Genomic DNA, 26,822 nt, shown 5'->3' on the forward strand with positions numbered 1-26,822 from the left:
TACCAGACGCTGCCGCTACGGCAGCGTCCGTGTGTTGTACTCCTCGCGGTACAGCTGGTGCTCCTCGTCGGCCGGATACTGCTCCACCGATTCGTTGTACGGGAAGTTGGTCATGGAGTTGAACGGCAGCGGCTCCACCGTTTTGGGAATCACGCTGTTCGGCTTGAAGTCCTTGTAGAAGCCGTGGCTGTAGATCAGGAAGCGACGGTCCGCGTCCTCCGGCTGGGGTATCGGTGCCCCGAACTTCAGCCGAACCTCGTCCCCGCCGCTGTAGATCACGAACTTGTCGTCGGCAGCGGAAAGGAGGGGGAGCACGTCGCCGTACCGCGTGTTGTTACCCGGCATGTAGTTGTACGTTCCACCGGACTGGACGCCGTAGTTGAACCCGTACACCTCGGTGTCGTTCGTCTTCTGGCTTGAGCCGTAGTAGCCGAGGGTTGCCGACACGAGAGGGACGGGGTTGACGGAAACCGGTTCGTCCGCCGTGGTGTCGAAGGCGATCCTGTCCAGATACGTCTTGAACACGAACCCGAGGCGTATCTTGTAGTTCTTGCTCAGGAAGACGTTGGTGAGGTCCACCACGTACGGGCTCCTGAACTCCTTCGGCTTCGGCAGGATCAGCTTCGTCCTCGGGATGGTCACCCAGATGCCGTTCTCGTCCAGCACCTCGAGCTTCGTGCGGTCCGATGACGGAGAGAGCTGGTTCGCCAGCACCGACGCTGCCTGGCTCGTCGGGTACACGCTGACGCCGTCGAGCACCAGTTTCACCGCGGCCGCCTGCGACAGGTCACCGAGGTCGATCTCCAGCGTCTGCCATGCCGGCACGTTCTTGTCGTCGTTGAGCTGCAGGTACTGCTGATCGGAGGCCGACAGCAGATCGCTGACGTCGCGCCCGGTCTCCAGGTGGGTCACCGAGAGCGGTTTCTTGAGGGGCCCCACGGTGTGCAGGATCGTCGCCGGCTGCGACACGTTCGTGGCCGAGAAGGGGGTCTGCTCCGCGTAGACGTCGAATCCTTTCGGCATGTCCACCGTGTACAGAGCCACCTTGTCCATGTAGTCGACCTCAGAGCGCTCCTCCACGAGCCTCAGGTCGTACAGGCCGTCAGGCCCCGGAACCGGCTGGGCCTGCATGACGTGGAAATCGCGGGGATTAGGCTTCACGTAGCCCGTCCCCGACTTGAGCCCCAGCTTTCCTGTGCCGAAGACGTCCACCTCGAAGGCGAAGGTGCCCCCGTCCCAGGCGTACAGCATCGGGCAGCTGCCGCTGCTGCAGGTGGTGTCGGAGACGGTGGTGGCCGTCTCGCTGACGTTGGTGTAATCGTTCGGGTCGCGGGCGATGACTTTCCATGTCGAGGTCCCGCCCCCCGGGACGTAGACGTTCGGGAAGCTGAGGCCGGTCTGCCACGCGCTCTGCGCTCCGCTGTTCACGACGACGGAGTAGGTGACGCTGCCGCCCAGAACGGTTGTCGGGACCGCGTTCCAGTAGACGGTGGTGTAGGAGTCCCAGCACCCGCCGTTCACCGATGTAGGAGTAAGCCCCGTCGGCGCCGGTATCGCCACCTTGATGGTAAAGTCCTGCACGATGCTGGAAGTGGTGGAAGAGACCCTCAGCGAGACCGGGAAATTTCCCCACTGGTTTGCCGTCGGGGTCCAGCTCACCACGCCGGCGCTGGAGACGGAGAGCCCGCTCGGCCCCTTGTTGATGGTGTAGGTAAGAGACCCACCTGCAGGGGATACCGCCACCACCGTGTAGCTGTAGGGGGTGAGGGTGCGCCCTGTGGTGGGAGGGGTCGACTTTATGTACGGCACGTTGTTCTGTGTCACCACGACGGTGAAGGGCTGCGACGCCTGCTGGACGCCGTCGCTCACCACGACCGTCACCGGCACGCTCCCCACCTCGGCTGCGGTTGGTACCCAGGAGATCCTGCCGGCTCCCGAGACACTCATCCCGGAGGGAGCCGTGCTGAGGGTGTAGCTCAAGGGGTAGCCGTCTGGGTTGTCGACCACCAGCTGGTAGGCGTACTCCGTTCCGTCCATGGCGCTTGTGGGCGCTGTGGAGGTTATGGAAGGCTGGCGCGCGCTGCGGGCCGTGACGGAGAAGGTGGTGCTGGCGCTGAGGGTGCCGTCGGTGACCCGCACCGTCACCGCCGTGGGACCGGCGGCGGCCAGGGGGGTCCAGGTGATGAGACCGTCGGAGGTGATGTTCATACCCTGCGGCGCGCTGGTCAGGGTGTATGAGAGGGTGTCGCCGTCGGCGTCGCTACCGTACGCCTGCACGCTAAAGAGGTGCCCGACGCTCACGGTCGTGTCGGAGATCGCGCCGATTACGGGGGCGCGGTCCACGCCGGCTACCACTATGGCGAAGCTCTGGTCGGCGCTGCGCTGGAGGGAATCGGTCGCCCGCACCGTCACGTTCTTCGTCCCCTCCTGTTTGTAGTCGGGGGTCCAGGTGATAAGTCCCGTCGCCGAGATCGTCATCCCGGTCGGCTTCGAGGAGAGGGAGTAGCTGACCGCCCCCCCCCCTGCCGCGCTGGCGCTGACCTGGTAGCTGTACGGCACGTTCTCCGCTGCGGTCAGCACAGGAGTGGAGGTGAAGGCCGGCAGGTTGGTTTCAGTCTGGGCGCAGGTGTTGTCGACGTTTTTGTACGCCGGAGTCCGCACCGTCGCGGGCGCGCTGTACGCCGAGAAGTCGGAGCCCCTGAAGGCGCGAACCCTGTAGCTGTAGCTGTGCAGCGGAGAGATCCCCTGCGTGTCGTTGAAGGTCGTCGCGTCCGGCGGCAGGCTCGCCACCGTCACCCACTGCCCGGAGGGAAGGAGGGTCTCCACGTTGTAGCCGTCTTCCCCCAGGGCGCTGTCCGCCCAGGAGAGGTGCACGGTCATGGAATTCGGCGCCGTCGCGGTGATGGTTGTAGGGTTGTCCATGACGGTAGCGGCGCACGATACCGGCGTGTACCCGGAGAACCACGACGCGTAGGCCGTCTTGTACCCGCGCACACGGTAGCAGTAGTTCGTGGAGGGGGTGAGCCCCTGGCTCGCGTAGCTGGTGCTCCCTGCCCCGACCCGCGCCACCTCCGAGAAGCTCTTGCACCCCGTCCCCTCGCACCGCTCGATGGAGTAGCCGGAGCTGTCGGAGGAACCGCTGTTCCACGAAAGGTTCACCTGCGTGGAGGAGGAGGGGGCAGCGGCGAGCGCAGCCGGAGCCACCGGCGCCGGGGTGATGACCTCCACGATGTCTGAGTAGCTCGAGTTCCACAGATACGGGGTGGTGCGCGCCGCCCGCACCCTGTAGCGGTAGGTCGTCCCCGCGGATACCGTCGTGTCGTTGTAACTCGGGGTGGCGTTGGCGGTGAGAACGATCTCGCTGAAACCGGTGCACCCCGCGCCGGTGCAGCGCTCGATGCGGTACCCGGTGGTGTAGCTGTTCGAGTCGCTCCAGGAGAGATTGACCTGCGTGGAACTCGCGGCCGTCCCGGTGAAGGCGGTCGGTCCTGCTATGCTCGTCACCGCGGTGGCGCTGGCGCTTTCGGTCTGCCATCCGCACGACACAGTGTTGTACCCCCGCACCCGGTAACTGTAGGAGTAGCCGGGCATGACGGAGGTATCTGCATAGGTGAGGATGTTCGGCCCCACGGTCGCTATCTCAGTGTAGCTCGTGCACCCGCCCCCTACGCAGCGCATGATCCGGTACCCGGTCTCGTCGGTGGTGGGATCGTTCCAGTTCAGGGTGATCTGGCTCTCGGTGGTGCGGGCGGCGGTCACGGACGGGGAGTCGGGAATCACCGTGGTAGCGGAGACCGGATCGCTGGGGAGGGTGTCTCCTGCGACGCGGTTAGCCACCACCTGGTAGCGGTAGGTGATCCCGCCGCACACCGTCGTGTCGACGTACCCCGCGGTGGCGCTGGAGTTGGCGGCGACGCTCGTTAAGGGGGTGAAGGTGGTGCACCCTGCCCCCTGGCAGCGATACACGGTGAAGCCGGTCTCGTCAGGGGTGTTGTCAGCCCAGGAGAGGGTCACCTTCGTCGTCGCCGCCACCGCCTGCAGGTCGGAGGGGGGCCCCTGGTAGGCGGTAGTCACGGGAGCAGAGGTGTTGCTGTAGCCGGTCGTCCAGACCTGGGTCCCGGTGCTGGTAGCCCGCAGCCGGTACAGGTACGTCGTGGATGGGATAACGGTGGAGTCCACAAACGATGCGCTGGAAGAGCTGTTCGCCGGGGCCTGCGCGGCGAGCTGGGTGAAGTCGCTGCAGCTGGAGGAGCCGGACGGGACGGTGCAGCGCTCGATCAGGAATGCGGTCTCGGAGGCGGTGTTGTCCTGCCAGGAAAGCCGTACGTTTGCAGAGTTCACCGCGGTGGCGCTGAGGGAGGCCGGCGCCGTCAGGGAGGCTGTCGCCTGCACCACGTTCGTAGCCGCTGTCTCCCACGGGCAGGAGGCGGTGCTCTTGAATCCGGTTACCTTGTACTGGTACACCCCTCCCGGGATCACCGTGCCGTCGGTGTAGCTGGAGGTCATGTAGTTGCTGACGGTGGCAAGCGGCGTGGTTCCGAAGCTGCACCCCGCCCCGGTGCAGCGGTAGATGCGGTACCCCTCGGTGTCCACGGTACTCGACCTGGTCCAGTAGAGCGCCGTGGAAACCTCGGAGACGCGGGTCGCGGAGAGGGAGCTCGGCGCCACCGGTATTGTGGTGTTGGCGTAGCGCGTAGTGGAGTAGTCAGTGGTCCAGGGGATGACGGTGTTGGTGGCCCGCACTCTGTAGGTGTAGGACGTCCCGCTGCACACGCTGGTGTCCACGAAGGTGTACGGGGGCGCCGTCACGTTGGCGACCTGGGTGAAGGTGGAACAGTTGATCCCCAGGCAGCGCTCCACGAGGACCCCGTTGTGGGTGGAGGTCCTGAGCGTATAGTACGGCGACAGCTGGTTCGTGCCGGAGACCCCGACGGAGTAGAGCGTCGGGGGGAGCGGCGTGGGGGTGATCTTCACGGTTGCGCTGGGGTTGGTCCAGCTGTAGTCCGCGGTCTTCATCCCCACCACCTGGTACACATATGTCCCCAGCTGCCCTACTGTGTCGTCGTAGCTGGTGACGTTCGCGCCGAGGCTCTTTATTTCCGCGAGGCCGGTGCAGGTCGTCTGCCCGCTCTGCACGGTGCAGCGCCGCAGGGAGTACCTCGTCTCGTCAATGGTGGGGTCGCTCCAGGTAAGCCGCACCTGGGTCTCGGTAAGGGAGGTCGCGACCAGCGACGGCGGATTCAAGGGTGGGGAGGTGACGGTAACGACGGCGCTCGGGCCGGAATCCCACCCGGCAGTGGTGTTTTTGGCGCGTACCCGGTACTGGTAGGTGCCTCCCACCGCCACGAAGGTGTCGGTCCACGAGGTGCTGCGTGCCGCGAGCTGCGTCTGGGTGTAGTTGGTGCAGCCGGTCCCGGTGCACTTCTCCACCACGATGGCGCTCTCGTTGACGGTGTTGTTGCTCCAGGAGAGGTTCACCTGGGTCGTGTTGGCGAGGGTCCCGACGACACCGGTCGGCGGCATGATCACGGTGGTGACCTCCGCAATCTGGCCGGCCGGCGCAGCCCAGCCGCACACCGCGGTCTTGTACGGCTGCACCTGGTAGCGGTACACGGTCTGCGCGGAGAGACCGGAGTCGGTGTAGGAGGTGACGTTAGCCCCCGCGGTACCCACCTCCGCGAAGGTGGTGCATCCGGCCCCCGCGCAGCGCTGGATCCGATACCCCGTCTCGTCCGTCGCCATGTCCGGCCAGGAGAGCGCCACCTTCGTCTCGTTCACCTCGGTGGCGGTGAGGGGGAAGCTTCCCATGGAGAGGCTCAGCGCATCGAAGTTGATGGAGCCGGCGCTGCCGGCGTCCGCATAGCACTGCACCGTCACGGACGAGGTGCCGGCCGGGATGGTGACCGTTTCGCTCAGGCTCTTCCACCCCGCGTTGTTGTCAGCGGAGCCAAAGGAAATCGCGATTCCCGGCGAGGAGATCCCGGTCCCCGACACCCGGCAGCGCCCTGCCCCGGCTGTGAGTCCTGCTCGTACCGATCCGGAAAGGACGTACTGCTGCCCCGGCACCACCGCGACGCTCTGGGACCGCCCGATCTGGACTCCGCTTGCGCTGAGTTTCAAGCTGCGGGTCCCTTCCGCAAAGAGGGAGGTGTCAAAGCTCGTCCCGGTGAGGGTGCCGACTGCGCCGGTCCAGGCGGTGCTGCCGTTCTCGAAGCCGGGGTCGGCAAGGAGGTTTCCGGCCGCTGGGGTCGCCACCACAGCCACGCCGCTGTACTCGCTGTCCCAGGGGGCAAGGGAGTTGTTGGCGCGCACACGGTAGCTGTACACGGTCCCGGCGCACACCGCGGTGTCCTTGAAGGTGACCGCCTTGGCTGTTGTGGTGCCGACCTGGGCGTAGTCGCTGCACCCGACCCCGGTGCACCGCTCGATCTTCAGACCGGTCTCCGTGGTGGTGCGGTTGGTCCAGTTGAGCGTTACCTGGGTGCTGTTGTCACCCTGGGCGGTGAGCCCTGTCGGCGAAAGGAGCGCGGTGGTGGCGCTCACCGCTGCAGCCGGCGCCTGCCAGGAGCAGGAGGCGCTTTTCACCGCGGAGATGCGGTAGCGGTAGGTGGTGTTCACCGGGAGCTTCAGATCGGAGTAGCTCGCGGTGTTGGCCGGCAGGACGGTGGTGAGCGGGGAGAAGTTCGTGCACGACGCCCCGGTGCAGCGCTCGATCAGGTACCCGGTCTCGTCGCCGTTCGTGTCCCCCCAGGAGAGGTCGACCTGCGACTCGGTAGCGGAAACAACCGTCACGCTCGCCGGGGGGACCCCTGCGGAGGTGGCGACCGTCACCGGCTTCGAGGGGAGTGACTCCCACCCGTCCCCCACCGCCACTACCCGGTAGCGGTAGGAGCCGCCCGAGCAGATGGTGCTGTCGGTATAAAGCGTGCTGCGGGCGGCGGCGCTCCCGACGGCGGCAAAGTCGGTGCAGGAGGCGCCGGCGCAGCGCTCGATGCGGAAGGAGGTCTCCCCGAAGGGGGAGCCGCCCCAGGAGATGGTCGCCTGGGTGGTGTTGCTGGAGACGAGCGCAAGGTTTCGCGGCTCTGGCGGCGCGATCATGTAGGCGAGGATGTCCCCCTTCCCGCTCGCGCTATCGGTGTAGCCGGCGACAAAGACCTCGTCGTCCGGACTCACCGTCATGGCGTAGCTGTCGTCGTTGCCGTTTGCCGCGCCGTTGTAGATAGTCGCTCCGACGATCCCCCCGTCCGGCGCGAAGCGTACCGTGACGGAGTCGATGGTGCTGCCGTCGCTGTTGTCGGTGTGCCCGGTGACATAGGCATACCCCAGGGAGTCGAGGACCATCGCCCCCCCCTCTTCGGAGGAGCCCGGCTTGAAGTAGGTGGTGTCCCACACCACGTCGCCCGCGGGGGTGTACTTGATGACCCTGAAGTCGCGGTCCAGGGGGCGGCTCTCCACTGTGCCGGCGACTATGATCGTGCCGTCGGCCGCGTCGATCTTCACCGACACCGCGCTGTCGTCACCGTGGGCCGCGCCGTCGGCGACGCGCTCCCACAGCCGGTCCGGGGTACTCGCCCCTCCGCGGTACTTCACGGTGTAGATGTCGCGGTTCCCTGCGGCGTTCGTGGCGGAGCCGGTGACGTAGACATTCCCCTGGCTGTCGATGGCGAGCGCCTGCCCCTTGTTGTCCCCGGTGAGGGTGAGGGAGTAGAGGTCGCGCCAGATAAGGGCCCCTGTGGAGCCGTTGTAGCGTGCGGTGAAAAGCTTGTACACCCCGGCGTGCGCCTGCCGCTCGCTGTAGCCGGTGACGTAGATGGAACCGTCCGGGGCAAACGCCACCGCGCTCGGCAGGTCGTCCCCCCCCGCCCCGTCCGCCGGGGTGGCGGCCCAGGCGCGGCTGCCGTCGGCGTTGTACTTGAGCAGGTATATATTGTCGTTTCCGGCAGAGACGAGGCCGTACCCCACGATGGCGGTGGCGCCGGAGGAGTCGGTGGTGCTGGCGATGGCGACGGAACGGTCGTCGGTCGCCCCCCCTGCCACCGGGCCGTTGTACTGGTCGGTGGCGAGGACCGCACCGCTTGAGCTGTAGCGTATCGTGTAGAGGGAGAAGACGTCGGCGTTGACTCCGTTGTACAGCGTGGCGTAGCCGGAGACGGTGACCTTGTTCCCTGAATCGACCGCGACACAGGTGGCGAAGTCGTCGCGGGTGTTCGGGTCGTTGTAGCGGGCGGTCCACAGCGGAGCCGTCCCCCCCGCGCGCGGGAGCTTCAGCGTGACGTAGTCATAGGAGGCGCCGGCGGAGTAGCCGAGGGGGTAGTCCCGGGTGTATCCCGTGACCACCGGATTGCCGTCCGGGCCGACCGCAATCCCGCTCGCCGCCTCTTCCTGGGCGGCGACCCCGTTGTAGCTGTAGCTCCAGGCGGGGGGGATCATGCTTATGTAGGTGGTGACGGTCTGCGCCACGTTACTGTAGTGCGACTCGCCGTTTGCGCTGTTTGCCGCCTTCACCCGGTAGGAGTAGTAGCTGTTCGGCACAAGGGCGGTGTCGAGGTAGCTCACCTGGCCGGTGCCGGTGTGCGGCGGGAGCCTGAGGGGCGCGCCGTCCTTCATGAGGGGTGCGAACTCGGTGCACCCTGCCCCGGCGCAGCGCTCGATCCCGAAGCTCTCCTCGTTGGAGGCGTTGTCGGTGAAGGAGAGACGGATGCTCGTGTTGGAGGCAGCCTGGACGGTGAGGTTGGAAGGTGCGTTCAAAAGCCCCGGGTCGTACTTGATGACGTAGTAGTCGAGGTCGTTGGCGTCGCTGTCGGACCACCCGGAGACGAGGACCTCCCCTGCGGGGGAGAGGCCGATCCCCACCGGGCGGTCGTTGAGACCCGCGCTCCCGTCGAACTTGATGGACCAAAGCTGCGTCCCGTCGTCCTTTTTGTACTTCACGGTCTTGAAGTCGTAGTTGCCGCCGGCGATGGTGTAGCCGGTGACAAAGACGTCCCCTGCCGGGTCGGTCACGATCCCGGTGGCGACGGTGATGTCGTCGTTGCCGTTACCGGAGTCGTACACGGAGCCCCACACGAGGGTGCCGCTCTGGGCGTCGTAGCGCGCGGTGTAGAAGTCGTTCGTGCCGGTGAGGGTCCAGGTGTATCCTGCTACGAAGACAGCCCCCTGTTCTATGACCACCCCGTACGGCTCGTCGTCGTATGCACCGTTGTAGGTGTTTTCCCAGAGGATGGCGCCTGTGTCTGCCGCCAGCTTAGCGGTGTAGATGTCCAGATCGATCCCGTTGGAGACGCTGCCGGTGACGACCAGATTTCCGGCAGCGTCGAAGCGGGCATAGCGGCCGGAGCAGTACAGCTTCTTCCCCTCGGCGGTGGCGGTGCTGTGACGCTTCTCCCAGAGCTGCGAGCCGTCGTAGCCGAACTTCACCGTGGCAAACTCGAAGGCGCCGCTCGTGGCGTTCCACGACTCGCCGGTGACGGCAATCCCTCCGGGGCCTGCGGTGATGGAATTTACCCGGTTGGCATCCGCGGCGCTGCCGTGGTAGGCCGCCTTCCACGCAGGAGCGCCGCTCACCGGACCGGCCGGCCCGTACTTCAGGACCAGGTAGTCGGTTCCCCCGCTGGAGTTCTGGGTATAGCCGCCGACGTAGACGTTGTCGTCGGCGTCGACGCAGACGGAGGTGCCTCGGTCGATCCCGTTCGCCCCCCCGTTGAAGGTGTGCTGCCAGAGGATTTCGCCGGTCGCGCCGCTGTACTTTACGGTATGGATGTCGGTGTTGCGCCCGCTCCACACCGATCCGGTTACGATGACGTCATTGTTGGAGTCGATCGTCACAGCGGTCGCCTGGTCCGACCCCCCAGCCTTGTCCACCACCGCCCGCCAGGCAACCCCTGCCCCGTCCCCCTTGAACTTCACCGTATAGTAGTCGTCGCTCCCCCCGGGCAGAAGCTGGTAGCCGGTGACTACCACGTCGCCGTTTTTGTCCACCACCGAGGCCTTCGCCTCCTGCTTCCCCGCAGGGGAGTCGCCGAACTGCCACACCACGTCGCCGCCGGCGCCGGAGGCTACCGCCGGGAGTACCAGGAGAGACAGCAAGAAGAGGATAAGGGATCTGTACGGCTTTACGCTCATCGATAGAACTCCGGTTAAGGCACCTTTGCAACTGCGACCCTCTGCCATCCGCGTTACCATGGGGTCACCCTGTTCCAGCTGTTGTCCGGCCACGCGGCGCCCGGATGGCAGTTCACCCCGGCCGAGCCGTTCCCGAGCGGGAAGGAACCGCTCCCCCCGCCGGGCCCTCCGGACCCTTCGTAATAGCCGCTCCCCGACCCGTACCCGGCCTCGCCGCCGGAGGCGACCCTGCCGCGGTGGGTGTAGTTGAGGCAGTTGGTGACCATGAGGCGCTTCATCCCTGCCTCGTGCGGGGCGTGGCACTTCGAGCAGGTGTAGTTGTGCTTCTGGTTCGCGTTGGCGGTCTTCCACCCCTTCACCGACTCGTGGATCCTGTTCTTTCCGGCCCAAGTGTGGTCCTTGCCGTCGGTTAAGTACTCCTTGTTGTGGCACCTGACGCACAGCCCGGCAAAGGAGCTCTCGTCCTCGCTGACCTTCCCGCCGTAGCCGAAAGTGGCGTCGTCGGTGTACACGTTCGGGGTCGGCTGGGCGCCCCCCGGCAGGCCGCGCGCCCCGGTCGGGGAACCTGCGGGGGCGGCGTCCTCCTTGTACGGCGAGGTGAGCCACGTCCCTTTAAGGAGCGGCACCCCGTACTGCTGCTTCGCCCCCAGGGTGGGGGAGACGCCGTGCGGGTCGTGGCACGGTGTGCACAGACCGTCGACACGGTTTTCCAGCGCGGTGGTGTGGTTCAGGAACGACGACGCCCTGAGGTGCCCCCCTGCGGTCGGCATTGTCTTGTAGGGGTAGCGGCTGAAGTTGCCGTTCCCCCCCTGGCCGAACCGCATGGTGTCCATGTACCCGCGGATGGCGAGGCTCGCGCCGTACGTCCCCTGGTACCCCCACGGTGTAGCCCCTGCCTTCGTGGTCATGTGGCAGTCGAAGCACTGTCCGGCTCCCGCCGCGTACGGGTTCACCGAGGTGGGGTCGGTGTTCGCCTGGGCGGAGTAGCTCATGGAGTAGCCGCCCTTCCCTGCCTGGGTCTCCTTCAGGTTGCCGCCGTTTTTCGTGCCGTTGAAGGTGGCGTAGCTGGATGTCGTTCCCACCACACGCGAGCCGTGGGAGTTGTGGCAGTCGTAGCAGGTGACGTTGTAGGCGCCGCCGCGGGTGTTGGGGATGGCGGCGTCGGTGCCGTTCGCGGCGTCGTAGCCACCCTGGTTGCCGGTCGCGTTGCCATGGGCCGAGAGCGCCTTCGTGACGCCACTCTTGCCGTTGGTGCCGTACTTGCCCCACTTGGTGGTGCCGGTCTGGTCATAGCGGGCGGCGATACTCTGCTTGTCCCAGGCGTACTGGCGCGGCGTCTTGCAGTCGCCAAACGGCTGGGTGTCGTTGTTCTGGTCGCTGTGGCAGGAGAGGCAGTGCGGCGTGAGCTTCGCCACCTCCTTGCGCTCCGTGGTGAGGATCCCGTAAGAGATGTTCTTCGCCAGATACGTCACCGCTGTGGAGTACAGCTTGAAGGACGTCGGCCTCGTCCTCGCCCCCCACACCACGAGCTCCACCGGCGCATCGGGGACCGAGGAGTTGTCCAGCGTGTTGAACCCCTGGTGATAGCGGTTGTCGATGAGCCCCTCGGGGGTCGCCTCCCAGTGGCAGGCGTAGCACTGCTTGCTGGTGATGTTGACCCCCTGGATGTGGTGCGAGGTGCCCCCCATCTGCCCCATGATGTCCACGCGGTTCCCGACTGTGCCCGCGTGGCACTTGGTGCACTCCCTCGGCTGCCCGAAGGCGGAGTGGCGCGGCACCGGCTTGTTCTTGTGGCAGGTCGTGCACGCCTCGTTGTCGGCGTGGCTGGAGGTGAAGCGGTGCTCGTGGCACTCGGTGCAGGAGCGGCTTGCGTTGTGCCCGTCCCCGCCGTCGGAGCGGTAGTGTTTCGAGTTCTGCGAGTGGCAGACGTTGCAGATCCCGTTGTACGGCGACGCCGTCTTTGCGTAGTCGAGGCCGCTGCGCTTGTCGGTGAAGATGACCTGGCTGCGGGTGTACGGAAGCCCGAACCAGCCGTCGGTGGAGGTCGCTACCTGGCTCTGCATCATGTAGATGTTGCGCACCGTGGAGCCGTTCACGTTGTTGGAGTCGCCGTGCGGGTCGTGGCAGTCCCAGCAGAACTTCCCACCCTTCCATACGCCGTTCATCTTGTACCCGGCGTAGTGCTTGTAGCCGAAGTGAACCGACGATGCCTTCGCCTTTGCAGGCTTCACGAAGCCGGTGCCGGGGTCGAAGCCGAGCGCGTACTTGAACTTGTTGTCAGACGGCGTGGCGTGGCAACTCGTGCACTGCCCGCCTGTGTCGTCGTCGTGGCACTTCAGGCACACCCCCATCATCATGTACTGGTTCTTCACGTCCGCGAGCTGCCCCGCGTCCCAAAGCCCCGCCTTCTGGTTGTGGATCTTCAGGTCGTTCTTCGGGTTCGCCCGGTCCACGAAGTGGCACTGCGAGGTGATGCAGGAGGTCCTGCCGTCTGTCATGCCGCGGTGGTCGGGGCGCGCGGCGGGAGTCCCGTCTGGCCAGACTGCGGTTGCATCGGCGTCGATTGCGGCGAGCTGCTTCGCCAGCGTCTCGCCGCCGTTGTGGCAGGAGAGGCACTCCTCGTCGGAGCCGGTCATGTGGCAGTAGACGCACTCCTTCTGGAAGCGGTTGGAGAACTGCGGGTGCTGGCGCAGGCGGAACGGGTTGCCGCTCTCGCCGTGCACGACGTTGTTGTCGTGGCAGTACCAGCACGGATTCCCCGGGAAGTTCGCCGCCGGGTTATTGGAAATGGGGTACGGCCCGGACGACGTCGGCCTGCCGTGGCCGTTCACCACCCAGTCGGTGAGATTTATCTTCGCGCGCGTGCCGGTGGGACCGGCGAACGCGCCGAAGCTGTCGCTGTCGGCAGAGGTCGTGCCGTGGCAGGAGAGGCACACGACCTGGCTGCTCACCGAGCCCCCCCACTGCGGGTCGAGGCCGGCGGTGTGGCAGGCGGTGTTGGAGCAGGTCTTCCTGTCCGGATCGTACGATCCCCCCTGCTTGAAGGAGACGTCCTTCTTGTAGTTCACGTGGAACTCACCCTTCAGGTGGGAGACCTCCTTCATGCTTCCGGTAGGGAGAGGCTGCCCGGAGACGTGACATCCTGCGCCGAGGCAGGAGGAGCCGTCGGTCCCCTGGCGGATGGTGTCCTTGTGGCACTCGTCGCAGGTGAAGTTCGTCTGGAGGTGGCGCATGTGGGAGTTCGCCCGCGCGGTCCCCGGCCCCTCGCTCGGGAACATCGGGGTCGACGCCTTCCACTCCTGCCCGAGCGGCCAGTGGTACGAGGAGATATTCCCGTAGCTTGGGGGCAGCACCCACACTTTCCCGATGTTGTCGGTGCGCCCGTCGTGGCACCCGGACGCGGAGCAGGAACCCCTTGGATGGCCGTGGCAGCTGTTGCACTCGGTGCCGTGCTCGTTCCAGGGGAGGAGCTTCACCGGGTCAGGATCGGTGGTACCGTCGGAGTGGCAGTAGAGGTTGTCGCACGTCTTCGTGGCGCGGTCGTAGGAGGGGGCGGGACGTCCCGGGATAGCCCAGCGGCTGTCCACCACGATGTCTTTCGCGCCGTTTGCGTGGCGGACCGTGTCGATGACGTTGCCATTTGCGTCCACCGTCCCGCTGTGGCAGTAGTAGCAGGCGTATTTGCGGATCCACTGCGGCCCCACGAGCTTTGCGTGGCCGTTGGAGGTGATGTTCAGGTAAGGGGCGCACCACCCCCTCTGGTCCCACGTCCCTGCGGTGGCGGCGCAGTTTGCCTGGGTGTTGTCGGCCAGGCGTCCCTTGTGGCAGGAGAAGCACGCCATCGGTGTGCCGCTGTCGCTCCACTTCACCGGGGTGAGCCCCTTGCCGCCGAGGGCGTCGCTGTGGCAGTAGGAGTTGCACCCCTTCCCCGTGGCGTCGTAGCTCCCCCCGTCCTTGAAGGCGACGTCCTTCACCCGGTTTACGTGCAGGCCCGCGTTGTTAAGGGTGGTGGAGCTCTTCACCGTCGTGCTGTGGCACTTCTCGCACCCGTAGGAGTAGGCGCCGCTCGTGTGCGGCGCGTGCTGACCCGAGAGGGTGGATCCGGCCCCGCCGGTGTCGTGGCAGGCGGTGCAGGCGGTCTGGCTCTGGTCCCCCCACACGACGGAGCGGTACACGTTCGGGCGGTCCATAGGTGAGCCGTTACTGTGGCAGTACACGGTGGAGCACGTCTTCGTCGCCGCGTCGTACGGCCCGCTCGCCATGGAGGGGATGAAGGTCACGTCCGCCGGGTTTTTGTTGATGTGCCGCATCGGGAGGATGTCCCCCCTGATGGTGGAGCCGCTCAGCGTCGTGGAGGAGTGACAGTTGTTGCACGTCACCTGTCCGGAGGTGGTGTTGGTCACCGAATGACGCAGGTGGCTGTTCGCGGTGTCGGAGCCGGCGGGGCCGCTCAGGTAGTCCGGCGCCCCCTTCGCGTTCCCCGTCCCGTGGCAGGAGTTGCAGCCGGTGGCGATCCCGCTGTTCCATGCCTTCGGGTTCTCGTACTTCCCGGCCGAGGTGCCGATCTTGCCGTTGCTGTGACAGTAGACGTTCACGCAAAGCTTCGTCCCCTCGTCGTGCCGCCCTGCCTTCTCCCCCGAGTAGTCCTTGAAGCCGTTCACGTGCAGCTGGCGGTTTTTGATGCTGCGGTCGTTCAGCACCACGTTTGCGTGACACTCGACGCACCCGAAGCTCACCCCGAGGACGGAGTCGCTGTTTGTATGGGCACGGTGGGCGTTCGTGTTGATCGGGGTGGAGCTCGTCTTGTTCCCGCCGTGGCAGCCGCTGCAGTCAGCTCCCAGCGAGCCGGGGGTATCTCCCCACACCGGCGCCGCGACGTTGCCGGCCGCGCCGTTGCCGTTGCTGTGGCAGTAGACCTGGGAGCAGCTTCTGGAGGCTCCGTCGTAGGAGGCCGCGAGCCCTGCCTTTGTCGCCTCCTTCATGAGGAAGACGTCCTGATAGGTGTGGGTGTTGTGGCTGTACCCTTTGTGGCACTCGTCGCAGCCGTAGCCGTACCCCCCAACCCCTGCGTGGATGAGGTGCGGCGAGCGGTTTTCATCGAGGGTCGCGTATCCGGCGGCTGCAGGAGCTGGCGGGTAGCCGTGGCAGGAGGAGCAGGAGCCGGAAAACGACCCCTTGCTGTTGTTGTGCGCGTGGCAGTTCACGCAGACCGCGGCGCTGGAGAGGTCGTGCTCGATCGGATAGGTGATCCCCTTCACGGCGCTGTACCCGGCGGGGGGGACGACGTGGCACCCCTGGCACACCCCGGTCCCGGAAGCGTCCTTGTAGTTTCGGGAGCTCCCCGTGTACTGGAAGAAGACGCGGGCGCCGGAAACCCGTGCGACGGAGCTCGACACGTTCATGTAGCGGCGCACGAGATCGACGTTGGGGGCCTTCTCCCCCCCGGTCGCGCGCGGGTCGTACTCCACATGCCCGCCGTGGCAGTCGGTGCACTGCACGTTCTGCCCGCCGCCGTTGTGGGCCATCTTGCCGCGGTGGCAGCTCGTGCAGATGTTCACGGCATCCGGAGTCCTCCCCCGGTAGTCGGTGCGCAGGAGGTTCCCGCCGGACGGCTGCAGCCTCCCCAGGAGTGCGGAGCTTGCGTTGTCAAAGGAGCGGCTGTCGGAATCTGCATAGTGCGGGCGGTGGCAGGAGGAGCAAAGGAGCGCACCGTCCAGGAGCTTTACGTTCCCGCTCGGGTTGGCAGGGTTTGCGGAGCGCGGGGTGCTGTAAAAGAGGGCGGTGTGGTTGGCAAAGCGGGCAACCGAGCCGCTGTAGCTCCCCGAAAGGGGGTGGCTGCCCGAGAGGTGGCTGGTTACGTTGCGGGAGCGGTGGCAGTCAAGGCACATCTGGTCCTTGTCGTTCAGGTCCCTCAGAAAGGGGGCGGAGTTCTCCGCGGAGCTCCTCGGCCCGTGCAGGTTGTGGCACTTGGAGCAGGTCATCGTTCCGGCAAGACGCGGGTAGCGCAGCTTCTCGCGCAGCGGGGGCTCGGCCCCAGCCTCGGGGCGGGTGTCGGAGCCGGACCAGCTGTGGGAGGAGCCGTGGGGAGAGGAACCATACGGGGTCGCGGCGTCCCCTGCGGCAAAGGGAAGGCTCTGCGCTTTCGCCCCCCCGGAGTAGTTGTGGCAGGTGAGGCAGAGGTTTGCGTTTGGCTGCTCACCGAGCTTGTCGTGGAACACATGGCACTGCTGACAGCTCTCGTTGTGCGGCGGTGCCACGGCATGCGCCCTCCCGGCAAAGAGGACGAGCAGAAGCGCCGCTGCGGCTGCCGTAATCCCGACCAAGCTCCTCATGAAACCCCTCCGACATCTATCACTCATATATCATCCCGATCACGTACCCCCTCCACAACTGGAGGGCGATGGTAGGTATTCTTTGCAGCTCCGGCTCCGGCGCGGTCTTTCCCGCTCTGCCGGGACGTTTCAATCCCTCGTTCCTACCTGTCGCGGCAGACCAGCCCGCCCCCTTTGGTGTGGTGGCAGTCCCCCCCGCCGGGGTAGCTCCAGGTAGCCGTCCCCTGCTGCGAACTGCCTGAGGTGCTCCCGCCGGAGACAGCACCGCCGGCGTCCGTGGCGCTCCCGTCCCTCCCCTCGGCCGCAGCGGTGCAAAGGACCGCGACCGTCGCAGAGTCGCTCCCGCCGCTCCACTGCGCACTCACCCGCACGAGGTTCTGTCCGGGGAGAAGCGTTGCGGTGGCGCTCCAGCGTCCGTCGCTGACGGCCCCCTCCCCCGCAGCTCCCACCCCCACCGAGACGGAGACGCGCCCCCCTGCGGGGACGCTGCCGGAGAGAAGGAGGGTGCGGCCGGAAACCGTTGCCGGGACCGGATCGAGGAGCGCCCCGCCTGTCCCCGCGCTCGGGGCGCCGTCACCGTCAATCCCGAAGATCGTCACCCTTCCCGCGTCCGCCACCAGAAGTCGACGCCCGCGTCCGTCGAAGGCTGCCTCCCCCGGCTGCATGAGCTCACCGAGCGCGCTCCCGTAGGAGCCGATAGTGCTCAGATAGCGCGGGGTCCCGGAGAGGTCGTAGACCTTCACCTCGCTGTGGAAGGTATCCACCACGTAGAGGCGGGTGCCGCTCGTGTAGTCGAAGGCAATCCCCTGCGGATAGGTAAAGGAGAGGGGCCCCGGAGGGGCGGACGGGCTGCCGATACCACGCCTGAACCGGCCGGAGGTGTCAAAGAACTGCACCCGGTGGTTCAGCGTGTCGGCGACGGCGAGCTCCCCGGAGCTCTGGTTGAAGGCGATCCCGGTGGGAAAATTGAAGGCGCCCCCCTGGCTTCCGGGAACGCCGAAGGCGTAGCGCAGCGCACCTGTCGGGGCAAAGGAGACGACCTGGTTTCTCTTGCTGTCGGTGACGTAGATATTTCCGGCGGCGTCGCTGGCGATCCCGCTCGGGAGCTGGAAGTCGTAGCCGGAGAGGGAGCCCACCTCGGTCCCTGCGGCGTTGTACATGCTGACCTGCCGGTCATGGCTCACCAGAAGCCGCCCCCCGTTCCACGCCACCCCCCGCACTACGCCGGGCACCTCGATCCTGTTCAGAAAGCGGCCGCTCCCGTCGAAGGAGAGGACCCCGCGCTGCTGCACGTCCGCCACGTGGATCCCCCCCGCGTCGTCGAGGCAGATCCGTCCCGGAGCTGCGACAGGCGCCCCGAGAGCCCCCGCCACCGTCACCTGCGGGGCGTTAGCGCCGTATGCGGAAAGGGACGCGGCGCAGAGGGTCAGGCTGACCGTAAGGTGCAGTAGATGCTTTTTCATGCGGCTCCCCTCTAGTTGTAGTAGTCCCTGTGGCAAAGGACGCAGCTTCCGCTCATGGCGCCGGGTGCAACCCCGAGATAGCGCCCGCCGCCGTCGTAGACTGCCTGGCTGATGCGCCCCGCCCCCAGGAGCTCGCTCATGGCGGCGTACACGGAGTCGTCGAAGCTCTGGTCGTCGAGCCAGTCGAGGGAGTACTGGATCAGTCTCTTCGAATAGGTCGGGTTGTGCACATAGGAGCCGGCGTCGCTGTCGCGCAGGAGCAGATAGTTGTAGTAGGCACCAAAGTTGTTGGCCCGCTCCTCCGCGCTGCCACCCCAGTTGCGCGGCACACCCTTATCCGGGTCGTACCCCTTGAGGACGAGCTCTGCCTTTAGCACCTCCAGTGCGCTGGCGAAATCCCCCTGCACCGAGCGGATCGTCTCCGGATCCATGTTGTGCCCACCTCCGAGGTAGGAGGGGTGGCACCTGTCGCAAACGGATTTCGCAGGGACTGAGGCGACCGCCCCGGAAGAGTCGCGGGTCAACGCCCTGAAACCGTGAGCTTCCCCTGCCGGCATGTGGCAGGTGACGCACGGCCCGGCGCTCCCCGTTACCCCCTTCGACTCGGGAAGCCCGATCCCGGCGTGCCAGGTATTTTGCTTGTTGTAATCGATCTCGGTCCCGGCGGGGGTCCCCTGGTACTCGTAGCCGATGGTGTTGTCGAGGATCCCCCCCCCGACGAGGAAGTGGTTTATGAGGCGGCCTGCGGAGCTGAACCCGGTGAAGGCGAAGGCCCTTTTCACCAGCTCGCCACTCGTCGTGCCGCTGTGGCACGGGACGCAGATGTTGGAGATCCCGAGATCGGAGCTTTTTACCGGCGCGCTGACGCTCGATGCTGCGGCGATCTTCACGCTGTGCGCCCTGGATGAGCTGAAGGGGAGGAGCACCCTGCGGGAGTAGTCGGGGTTGTGGCAGGCATTGCAGCGCAGCACCTCGCGGGTGGGATCGGCGGGGTCGGCATAGGAGCTGAGCCCACCATTCTTTACGAAGTTGAGATAGCCGGTCGTGCTGTGGCAGCGCACGCACGCCTCTCCCCGCTCCGATCCGCGGGCGGCGAAGTTGTCCCCCTTCCAGGGGACATCCTGCACGTCGCCGTGGCCGGAGCCGGCCCAGTCGAGGCGCGCCTCGCGGTTGGCGCCGCTTCCCGGGACATGGCACGAGGCGCAGCCGTTTCGCGCCCCCTTTGCCAGGGAGCCCGCATAAGAGCCGGTATAGCTGGCAAAGTGCGGCGCCTTCTCCACCCCGCGCGCCCCGGTAAAGCTCGTTGCGGTGCCGGCATGGCAGGAGAGGCAGCTGGAGGTGGCGAGATAGGCAGCCGCCTGCTTCATCGTGTCGGCGGTGATGGCGCCGGAGTTCCTGAGAGCGGGAAGGGCCGCTGAGGCGACGGAATCGTCGAGAGCCCCGTTGTCGAGGATGTCGATGGAGTCGACCACGAGCTTCTTCGCGTAGCTCGGGTTGTGGGCAAAAGCCCCCGGCTCCTTCACCAGAAGAGCATAGTTGAATGCGGCCCCCATGCGGTCCGCCCCCGCCTGCCCCGCCCCCCAGTTTGTGACGCTGAAGTGGGGCCATGTTTCGAGGTACCCTATGCCGCGGGCAGCGAGCTCCGCCTTCAGGACCGTGAGGAGATTCTGGAAACTTGCACGGGAAGCGGCGATGGAGGCATCGGTGAGCCCGACATGGCACTCGCTGCAGACAGGGAGCGCACCGGTCGCAAAGCTGTGCCCGTAGCTCGAGCTTTTGTGGCAGGCGATGCACGGGCCGGAGCGGCCGGTCTCGCGATAGTTACCTGTCCCCACCACGCGGTGGGTGTGGCTGGAGTACGATGCGTACAGGGCGCCGGAGAAGTGGTAGCCGACGGAGCCGCAGAGCACCCCGCCGGCCGCCGAGTAGTGCGGGTCCACAAAGGGGAGATTGCCGAAATCGTTCCCTTCCGATAGAAGTGCCTTGATCCGTCCGCCGCTCGTCGTACCGCTGTGACAGCTGATGCACAGGTTGGAAGGGCCGAAGTCCGGATTTGCCGCGGCGTCAGTGCCGTACGGCGCCGTCGGTGCGACCGAGCGCAGCATCCCTGTGTCGATGTCGCTGTGGCAGCCGTTGCAGGCGAGGACCTCTTTCGTCTTGTCCGAGGCGACTCCCCAGGCGCTGGTCACCTTTCCACTGGAATAGGCGAGGAAGCCGGTCCTCGTGTGGCAGCGCACGCAGCCGTCCAGTGTCTTGAAGTCGAGGAGTGACCAGGCGGCGTCAGAGACCGCCCCGTGACCGGACGCCGCCCAGTCGTGGCGGATCACGTCGAGTGCGGTGCCGTCGTTGGTGGGGCTGTGGCAGTCGCTGCAGTGGGCGCGCGAGGAGCCGTAGCTTGCCGGGTATCCGGCGGAGGTGACTGTGTTGAAGTGCGGCGGCATGAGCCCGCTGAAGCGGCTCGGGAAGACCGAGTGGGGGTCGTGGCAGGTGGTGCAGGTGTTGGTGCCGACCTTTGACTGGTGCCCGAAGACGTTCGTGGCAAAGGAGGTATGGCACCCCTTGCAGGCGTCGATGGGGGCCCGGACATGAGGGTGCGGGTCCGTTCCTGTGTAGTTGTGGCAGTCGGAGCAGGTGACCGCGATGGCGCCGTTTGCGTGCTCGGAGGCGAGATAGCTGTTGGTGATCTGTGCGTTGCGCGGGCCGTGGCAGGCCGTGCACAGCTGGGAATTGAAGTTTCCGGGGTTGATGACGGTGATGGGGGTGCTGACGACGGAGGCGGAGACACCGTGGCTGGTGGTGGCGGTCACCCGCACCGTGTACTCCCCAGGGGCACTCGCTTGAAAGGTGGCCCGGCTGCCGTCTCCCACCGGCGTCAGCGTCACCTTCCGTGCATCGCCGGAGGCGACGGAATAGCTGTAGGAAATGGGGGCGTCGTTGCTCGAGCTTTTCGAGGAGTTGAGCTCGATCGCTTGGTTCACCGCGCAGCGCACGAGGCTCGCCGCAATACGGGGAGTGACCTGCCTCAAAAGCTCGTAGGTGGCGCTGAAGCGACTGTTGCCGGTGACGGTAAAGCGGTGTTTCTGCACCGTGTAGCTTGAGCCGGTATAGACGCGAGTGCCGTCGGAGTAGATGCCGGTGACGAGATAGTCGCTGTTCGGGGTTGCCGCTATCTCCACCTCTGCGCCATAGCTCAGGCCGCTGAGCCCGGTGCGACTCACGGTGCTTGGCACCGGCGCAACCCGCTGCGCTGTGAGGACCCCCCCCTTGGCGGAGGTGAGGTTAACGAAGTAGACGGTGGGGGTGAAATAGGCGGTGAAAAGGTGGTTGGTGGTGCCGCGCGCGATGGTGTAGGACAAGTCGCCGCTGCCGGTCTTGGTTACCTTCACCCCATCCAGCACGACCATGGAGACGTAGAACCCCACCCTTGGCTTCACGGTGATGGTGACGGATTCGGTGGTGGAAGGTACGGTGATGTACCCGGTACCGGAGGTGATCGTCTTGTTCGTGTCGCTGACAAGGGTCCCGGCGCCGCTCCCTATCTTCGCGGTGACAGTCCAGGCGTGAGCCAGGGCCGGCAGACATAGCAGCAAAAGTACCGTCTGAAACAATTTCCCCAGCATGCACCCCCCTCACCTATCGAAACGCCGCTCCGTGAGTACACCAAAAGGTGAAGGCTCATTAAACGGCAGAATAAAATTAAATGCCGTTAAAATGCAAAATCCACGCCACATGATAAAGCCTTCTCAATTAATGAGAGGCAACAACTTGAGAAGCTTAATGCTGGTGGGGATTTCCCCCTTCGCTGGCGGTGAATTATTAATGCCGATGCGCTAAATCCGGAGGAAGGTAGAGACTGTATACAGAAAAGAGGTGCTTTTGGCAGTGAAATAACGGTAGAGGTGTGGTTATTAGACCACAGTCTGCTGTTCTAGATTTGAGCAGAAGGAGTACGGCGCCTTAATGAGCGGGCCACCGGTCGCCGCCGGATTCGGAGAAGAAATGGTCATGTAGGGTGTTCAGTTGATTGTTTGACCATGAAGGTGCGATAATGGGGGTATCTCAAAGGAGGTGGACAACTATGAGTATGAAGTGCGACTTCCAGGACGGCTGGAAAGTAGACTACTCCGGCGACCTCCGCATCAAGCATGGAGACGACGTGAACGTCTACATCACAAGCGGGAACATTCCGTCGGAATTCAAAAACGATCTCGACAGCTGCGACAGCTGCGACTCGTTGAAAAAGCTGGCTCAGGACATCACCAACAAAGTCGGCCCACACGCCTGCCTGCACGAATAGCAGGCCCGAGTGAAGGACATAAAGATTTACCAGAAGACCCCGCCCCCGGACGGGGTCTTCGCGTTTTGGCGGAGATGGAAGGTCCGACTGGTCCGACTGGTCCGACTGGTCCGACTGGTCCGACTGGTCAACTCCGAAAACGAAAAAAGGGCTCAGCCGAATGATGGCCAAGCCCTTTCAAAAATACGTTGGTGCGAGAGAGGGGACTTGAACCCCTACGAGTTACCCCGCCAGATCCTAAGTCTGGTGCGTCTGCCATTCCGCCACTCTCGCGCGAGTGCCCTGCTTTGGTAACAATAAACCCCGCTTTTGGCGGGGTCTTGTTTTAGTTGGGGTGGCTGGAGGGGTTCGAACCCTCGCATGAACGAGTCACAGTCGTTTGTGTTTACCACTTCACCACAGCCACCATATTTTTGGCACGCCTGAGAGGGTTCGAACCTCTGACCTACGGCTTAGAAGGCCGTTGCTCTATCCAGCTGAGCTACAGGCGCATACTCACAGGCGCTTCTTCGAATCAATGGTCGGGGTGAGAGGATTCGAACCTCCGACCCCCTGCTCCCAAGGCAGGTGCGCTAGCCAGGCTGCGCTACACCCCGATTCGAGATCACCCTTATAGCACAGCCCCCTACCCCATGCAAGATCTTTTTTGAACAATGTCGGATTTCTTTACACAGGTGCAAAAAGGTCCCACGGTGAGGTGGCTATTCACCCTTCCCCCTTCAGGTGCGACTTCAGAAGTGCCAGAGCGTTCCCCCTGTGGCTGATGGCGTTCTTCTCCTCGAGGGAGAGCTCGGACAGAGTCTTCCCGAAACGCGGCACCAGGAAAAGGGGATCATACCCGAAACCTCCGTCCCCCCTCCCCTCTTCAAGGATCACTCCGGGGACCGAGCCGTCAAAGGTGTGGCAGGAGCCGTCCGGCAGGCAGAGCGCGATCACGCAGTGAAACGCCGCCGTCCTCTTCTCCTGCGGCACTCCCGCGAGATTTCTCAGGAGCTTTTCGTTGTTCAACTGGTCCGTCGCTCCCTCCCCTGCATAGCGGGCGGAGATGACTCCGGGGGCGCCGCCGAGCGCATCGACGCAGAGCCCGGAATCGTCTGCGATCACCGGTCTCCCGGTCGCCGCAGCCGCGGAGCGCGCCTTTTTCAGCGCATTTTCCTCGAAGGTCGCGCCGTCCTCATCCACATCGGGAATCCCCCCCACATCGGCGGGGGAGAGGATCGTCTCCACGCACCCTTTCAGGATCTCGGCCACTTCCAGAAGCTTTCCCTTGTTTCCTGTCGCCACCAGAAGCTCTTTCATTGACCGATCGCCTCCTGCTGGATCTTGAAAAGCTTCTCGATCCCGGCGATGGCGGACCCTCTCATGGCGTCCATCTGGGCCATGTCGAACGGCTCCGCCTCAGCGGTCCCCTGCACCTCTACAAAACGCAGCGAGGAGGTCATGACAAAGTTCATGTCGACCTCCGCGCCGGAATCCTCGCCATAGTCGAGGTCCAGCATGACCTCTCCCCCGACGATGCCGACGCTGACCGCGGCAACCGCCTCCTTCAGCGGGTTGCGGGAGAGCTCCCCCGACTTCAGAAGGACCTGGAGCGCGTCGTGGAGCGCCACATAGGCGCCTGTGATGGAAGCGGTGCGGGTCCCGCCGTCGGCCTGGATGACGTCGCAGTCGATGAGAATGGAGCGCTCCCCGAGAAGGGAGAGATCGACCACCGCCCGCAGCGACCTGCCGATGAGGCGCTGGATTTCGTGGGTGCGCCCGGTCAGTTTCCCCTTCGCCGATTCGCGCTGGTTGCGGGAATGGGTCGCACGCGGCAGCATGCTGTACTCCGCAGTAACCCACCCGCTCCCCTTGCCGCGCAGGAAGGGAGGGACCTGGTTCTCCACCGTCGCGTTGCAGATGACCTTCGTGTCGCCAAATTCCACCAGCACCGAACCCTCGGCGCGCTGCAGGAAGCCGCGGGTAATCGTGATCTTTCTCAACTCATCGGGCTTGCGCCCGTCTTTCCTTGTCATGTACCTTCCTTTTCTCTTGGCGCAGTGGGCGCCCGTTTATTCTACATATGCGGCCGTGCCCCGAGGATCGGAGCGAGAATGACGCGACCGCGTCCCTCATTTTCGAAAACTTTCGGCTCACCTCCGCCGAACCAGTTCCCCGGCGCGCGGAATTCTTCACTACCGGCATTGTACAGGTCATGCCCTCCATTTTGGAAGATGGCATTCCCCCACGCGACTGCCGACCCGTCGTCTACCCAGATCCCCGTCCCGCCGTTTCTGGTGATTTCGTTCCCGGTGATTCGCATGCGCGAGTGAGAGAGCGCGAGGGCCATCTCGCGGCTGGCGCTGACCTTCATCCCAGATATCACCCCTTCGCACCCGGAGAGGAAAAAGCCGCTGCCGTTGTCACTGACGCTCCCGCCAGTGATCTTTAGCCGTGCGTTGATCCCGAAAAGTGCCGTACCCCGGTTGCCGGATATCTCCGCCTCGGAGAGATAGAGCGACCCGCCGCGTGCGACGATCCCCTGCCCGTTGCCGGAGAAGGTCCCCCGGTAGTTCTCCACCTCGCTCTCGCGCAGAGAGACGCCGGTGTCGCATCCGGAGAACGCGCACCCATCCATGGTGACGAAGGAGTCCTGGACCACTGCGCCGGTGCGGCACTGCGTAGCGGAGACCTTTTTGAGCGTCGCGCTGGAGTAAAGGATCTCCACCCCCGTGGATGCCCCCTCTATCCGGCACTGCTCCAGGAGATTCTTCTTCTCGGTGCCGAGTAGCATGATCCCCTGCCACTCGCCACCCTGTGCCCGCGGCGCGCTCCCGGCAAAGAGTATGGGAGCCTCTGCGGTGCCGACGGCGACAAGCCGCCCCTGCACCATAAGGACTCCGGCCGACGACGCACCGCGCCTGAAGCGGACAACGGTTCCAGGCTCTATCCTCAAGGTCGCCTGCGACGCAATCGCCACCGCCCCCTCCACCTTCACCTCGCCGCGCCAGACGGTGTCCTCGCTGATGACCCGCTCCCGGTAGGTGGCAGCAGCGAGCGTCACGACGTCACCCTTTCCCTCCGCACCCGGCACCGCCCCCGGGGTCTCTGCACGGGCGGGGAGGTACAGTGAGAGTAAAAGGGGAAATGCAAGGAATGCGCTGCGGCAGAGCCTGCCGTGCAAAGGGCGCAGCTTGGAGGCGGGCGCGCCTGCTCCGTTCGCGCAAGGAAAGTGCCCGGTCGTGGTGCAACGAGGAGATTTCATGCCTCATCCTTTGGTGGGGGTAATTATGATGCGGGGGGCGCGCCTTCCTGTAGGAGAGTCTTCAGCGGCCGCAGCCACCGCGACGGCGCCTTGCTGCGGAGAGGGAGACTCCGGGCTCACAGCCCCGGAATCAGTCGGCCCTGCTTGAAGTGCACCTTGTTCTTTCCTTCCTTCTTCGCCTGGAAAAGGAGGGTATCTACAATATTGAAAAGCTCATCCAGGCGATCGGTGTTTTCCGGGTAGCTCGCCACTCCGATGCTGACGGTGACCCCGCGGCTTATCTGGCCGCGCAGAGCCTTTGTCGTCCCGTTCATCACATTCTCGCGCAGCCGCTCCGCCACCTGGATCGCGCTTTCGAGCCTCGTCTCCGGCAGGATGACGATGAACTCCTCGCCGCCGTAGCGGAACCCGACATCAACGGAGCGGATTGTCTCCAGGATGGAGGACCCCATGGCGATGAGTACCTTGTCCCCCGTGGCGTGGCCGTAGCTGTCGTTGAAGGACTTGAAGTCGTCGACGTCCAGCATGATGATGGAAAACGGCTTGTGGTACCTCTTGGCCCGCCCGAACTCCTGCCTGAAGTACTGCTTGAAGTAGCGGTGGTTGTGCAGCCCCGTGAGAGCGTCGGTGATCGCCATGAGCTTCGTGCGCTTGTGCAGCGTGGCGTTGAAGATCGCCATGGCGGCAAAGGAGGCGAGGATGGAGAGGAGGTTCAGCTTCTCCCGGTCGAACTGCCTCGGCACGAAGTCGTCCAGGTACAAAAGCCCCATGGTGCGGTTCTGGAAAACGAGCGGCACGCAGATCATGGAGCGGATCCCCTCTTCCAGCACAATGCCGCTGTTGTAGAAGGAGGTTTCCTGGATGTCCTCCACGAAATAGATCTCGCCCCCGGCCAGTACCTGCTCGGTGAGCCCACCCGGCGTGACCGTCCAGCGCTCCTTCTTCACGAAGTCGGCGGTGAGCCCCGCGTGGGCGTGGAGGGATAGCTCCCGCTTCTGGTCGTAGTACAGCGCCACGCTCCCGGCCGGAGTCTGGGCAAAACCCATCGCGCTGTTCAGTATGGCCTGGAGGACCGTATCGAGGTCGAGCGTCGACACAACCGCCTTTGCCACCTCGATGAGATCCTTGAGCGCCTTTACCTGCGATTCGAGAGCTTCCTTGCTGCAGCTTTCACACTGGTGCATAACTCTCCTGGCCGGCGGAAAATGGAGTCCACTAATAGCACAAAGGCCGAGCGATTGCAAACCTCTAACCCCCTCCCATCCGGACGGTGAGTCGCTGACCGCAGGAGTTCATGTAGGCCGGAATAAGCGCAGCGTTTCCGGCAGTCCACCGTCACCTCAGCCACCACCATATATAGGGGT

At 65.0% G+C, this 26,822-nt stretch carries 9 protein-coding genes and 4 tRNA genes; 1 reads left to right on the forward strand and 12 read right to left on the reverse strand.

Features of this window, described 5'->3' with window-relative positions; genetic code table 11:
- Positions 1–15 precede the first annotated feature (15 nt).
- The 4 genes from LPW11_RS20915 to LPW11_RS20930 all read right to left on the reverse strand — a co-directional run bounded on the left by LPW11_RS20915 (position 16) and on the right by LPW11_RS20930 (position 21,537).
- Complete coding sequence (locus tag LPW11_RS20915) at positions 16–10,122, reverse strand: fibronectin type III domain-containing protein (protein ID WP_230995806.1); 10,107 nt, start codon at positions 10,120–10,122, stop codon at positions 16–18.
- A 53-nt stretch (positions 10,123–10,175) separates the two neighbouring features.
- Positions 10,176–16,454, reverse strand: coding sequence for a CxxxxCH/CxxCH domain c-type cytochrome (locus LPW11_RS20920; protein WP_230995807.1), 6,279 nt, complete (start codon positions 16,452–16,454; stop codon positions 10,176–10,178).
- Positions 16,455–16,597: 143 nt separating this feature from the next.
- On the reverse strand, positions 16,598–17,917 hold the full coding sequence (locus LPW11_RS20925; RefSeq protein ID WP_230995808.1) for an NHL repeat-containing protein: 1,320 nt from the start codon (positions 17,915–17,917) through the stop codon (positions 16,598–16,600).
- 11 nt (positions 17,918–17,928) lie between these two features.
- Entirely contained in the window at positions 17,929–21,537 is a 3,609-nt protein-coding gene (locus LPW11_RS20930) for a hypothetical protein (RefSeq protein ID WP_230995809.1), read from the reverse strand.
- A gap of 458 nt (positions 21,538–21,995) precedes the next feature.
- Between LPW11_RS20930 and LPW11_RS20935 the strand changes: the two genes are divergently transcribed.
- A complete protein-coding gene (locus tag LPW11_RS20935) occupies positions 21,996–22,214 on the forward strand; it encodes a hypothetical protein (protein ID WP_230995810.1) in 219 nt (72 codons plus the stop codon).
- A 189-nt stretch (positions 22,215–22,403) separates the two neighbouring features.
- On the opposite strand, the gene LPW11_RS20940 is transcribed toward LPW11_RS20935, so the two are convergent.
- From LPW11_RS20940 to LPW11_RS20975, 8 genes are all read right to left on the reverse strand, one after another.
- Positions 22,404–22,487: transfer RNA gene (locus tag LPW11_RS20940), tRNA-Leu, on the reverse strand.
- A 57-nt stretch (positions 22,488–22,544) separates the two neighbouring features.
- A tRNA-His gene (locus LPW11_RS20945) sits at positions 22,545–22,620 on the reverse strand.
- A gap of 8 nt (positions 22,621–22,628) precedes the next feature.
- Positions 22,629–22,705: transfer RNA gene (locus tag LPW11_RS20950), tRNA-Arg, on the reverse strand.
- Between the two features lie 27 nt (positions 22,706–22,732).
- Positions 22,733–22,810: transfer RNA gene (locus LPW11_RS20955), tRNA-Pro, on the reverse strand.
- Positions 22,811–22,919: 109 nt separating this feature from the next.
- Complete coding sequence (locus LPW11_RS20960; protein ID WP_230995811.1) at positions 22,920–23,513, reverse strand: XTP/dITP diphosphatase; 594 nt, start codon at positions 23,511–23,513, stop codon at positions 22,920–22,922.
- Positions 23,510–24,229, reverse strand: a complete 720-nt coding sequence (gene rph / locus LPW11_RS20965; RefSeq protein ID WP_230995812.1) for a ribonuclease PH — start codon at positions 24,227–24,229, stop codon at positions 23,510–23,512. The genes LPW11_RS20960 and rph overlap by 4 nt, the downstream gene beginning before the upstream one ends.
- A 41-nt stretch (positions 24,230–24,270) precedes the next feature.
- The gene (locus LPW11_RS20970) at positions 24,271–25,458 is read right to left on the reverse strand and encodes a right-handed parallel beta-helix repeat-containing protein (protein WP_230995813.1); all 1,188 of its coding nucleotides are present in this window, start codon (positions 25,456–25,458) and stop codon (positions 24,271–24,273) included.
- Positions 25,459–25,574: 116 nt separating this feature from the next.
- Positions 25,575–26,642, reverse strand: coding sequence for a GGDEF domain-containing protein (locus LPW11_RS20975; RefSeq protein ID WP_230995814.1), 1,068 nt, complete (start codon positions 26,640–26,642; stop codon positions 25,575–25,577).
- Positions 26,643–26,822: the final 180 nt, after the last annotated feature.

The sequence above is a fragment of the Geomonas sp. RF6 genome (assembly GCF_021044625.1).
GTDB lineage: Bacteria > Desulfobacterota > Desulfuromonadia > Geobacterales > Geobacteraceae > RF6.

Coding starts and splice junctions, on each gene's coding strand:
- LPW11_RS20915 (WP_230995806.1), bottom strand. CDS start 10,122: ATGAGCGTAAAGCCGTACAGATCCCTTATCCTCTTCTTGCTGTCTCTC.
- LPW11_RS20920 (WP_230995807.1), bottom strand. CDS start 16,454: ATGAGGAGCTTGGTCGGGATTACGGCAGCCGCAGCGGCGCTTCTGCTC.
- LPW11_RS20925 (WP_230995808.1), bottom strand. CDS start 17,917: ATGAAAAAGCATCTACTGCACCTTACGGTCAGCCTGACCCTCTGCGCC.
- LPW11_RS20930 (WP_230995809.1), bottom strand. CDS start 21,537: ATGCTGGGGAAATTGTTTCAGACGGTACTTTTGCTGCTATGTCTGCCG.
- LPW11_RS20935 (WP_230995810.1), top strand. CDS start 21,996: ATGAGTATGAAGTGCGACTTCCAGGACGGCTGGAAAGTAGACTACTCC.
- LPW11_RS20960 (WP_230995811.1), bottom strand. CDS start 23,513: ATGAAAGAGCTTCTGGTGGCGACAGGAAACAAGGGAAAGCTTCTGGAA.
- rph (WP_230995812.1), bottom strand. CDS start 24,229: ATGACAAGGAAAGACGGGCGCAAGCCCGATGAGTTGAGAAAGATCACG.
- LPW11_RS20970 (WP_230995813.1), bottom strand. CDS start 25,458: ATGAAATCTCCTCGTTGCACCACGACCGGGCACTTTCCTTGCGCGAAC.
- LPW11_RS20975 (WP_230995814.1), bottom strand. CDS start 26,642: ATGCACCAGTGTGAAAGCTGCAGCAAGGAAGCTCTCGAATCGCAGGTA.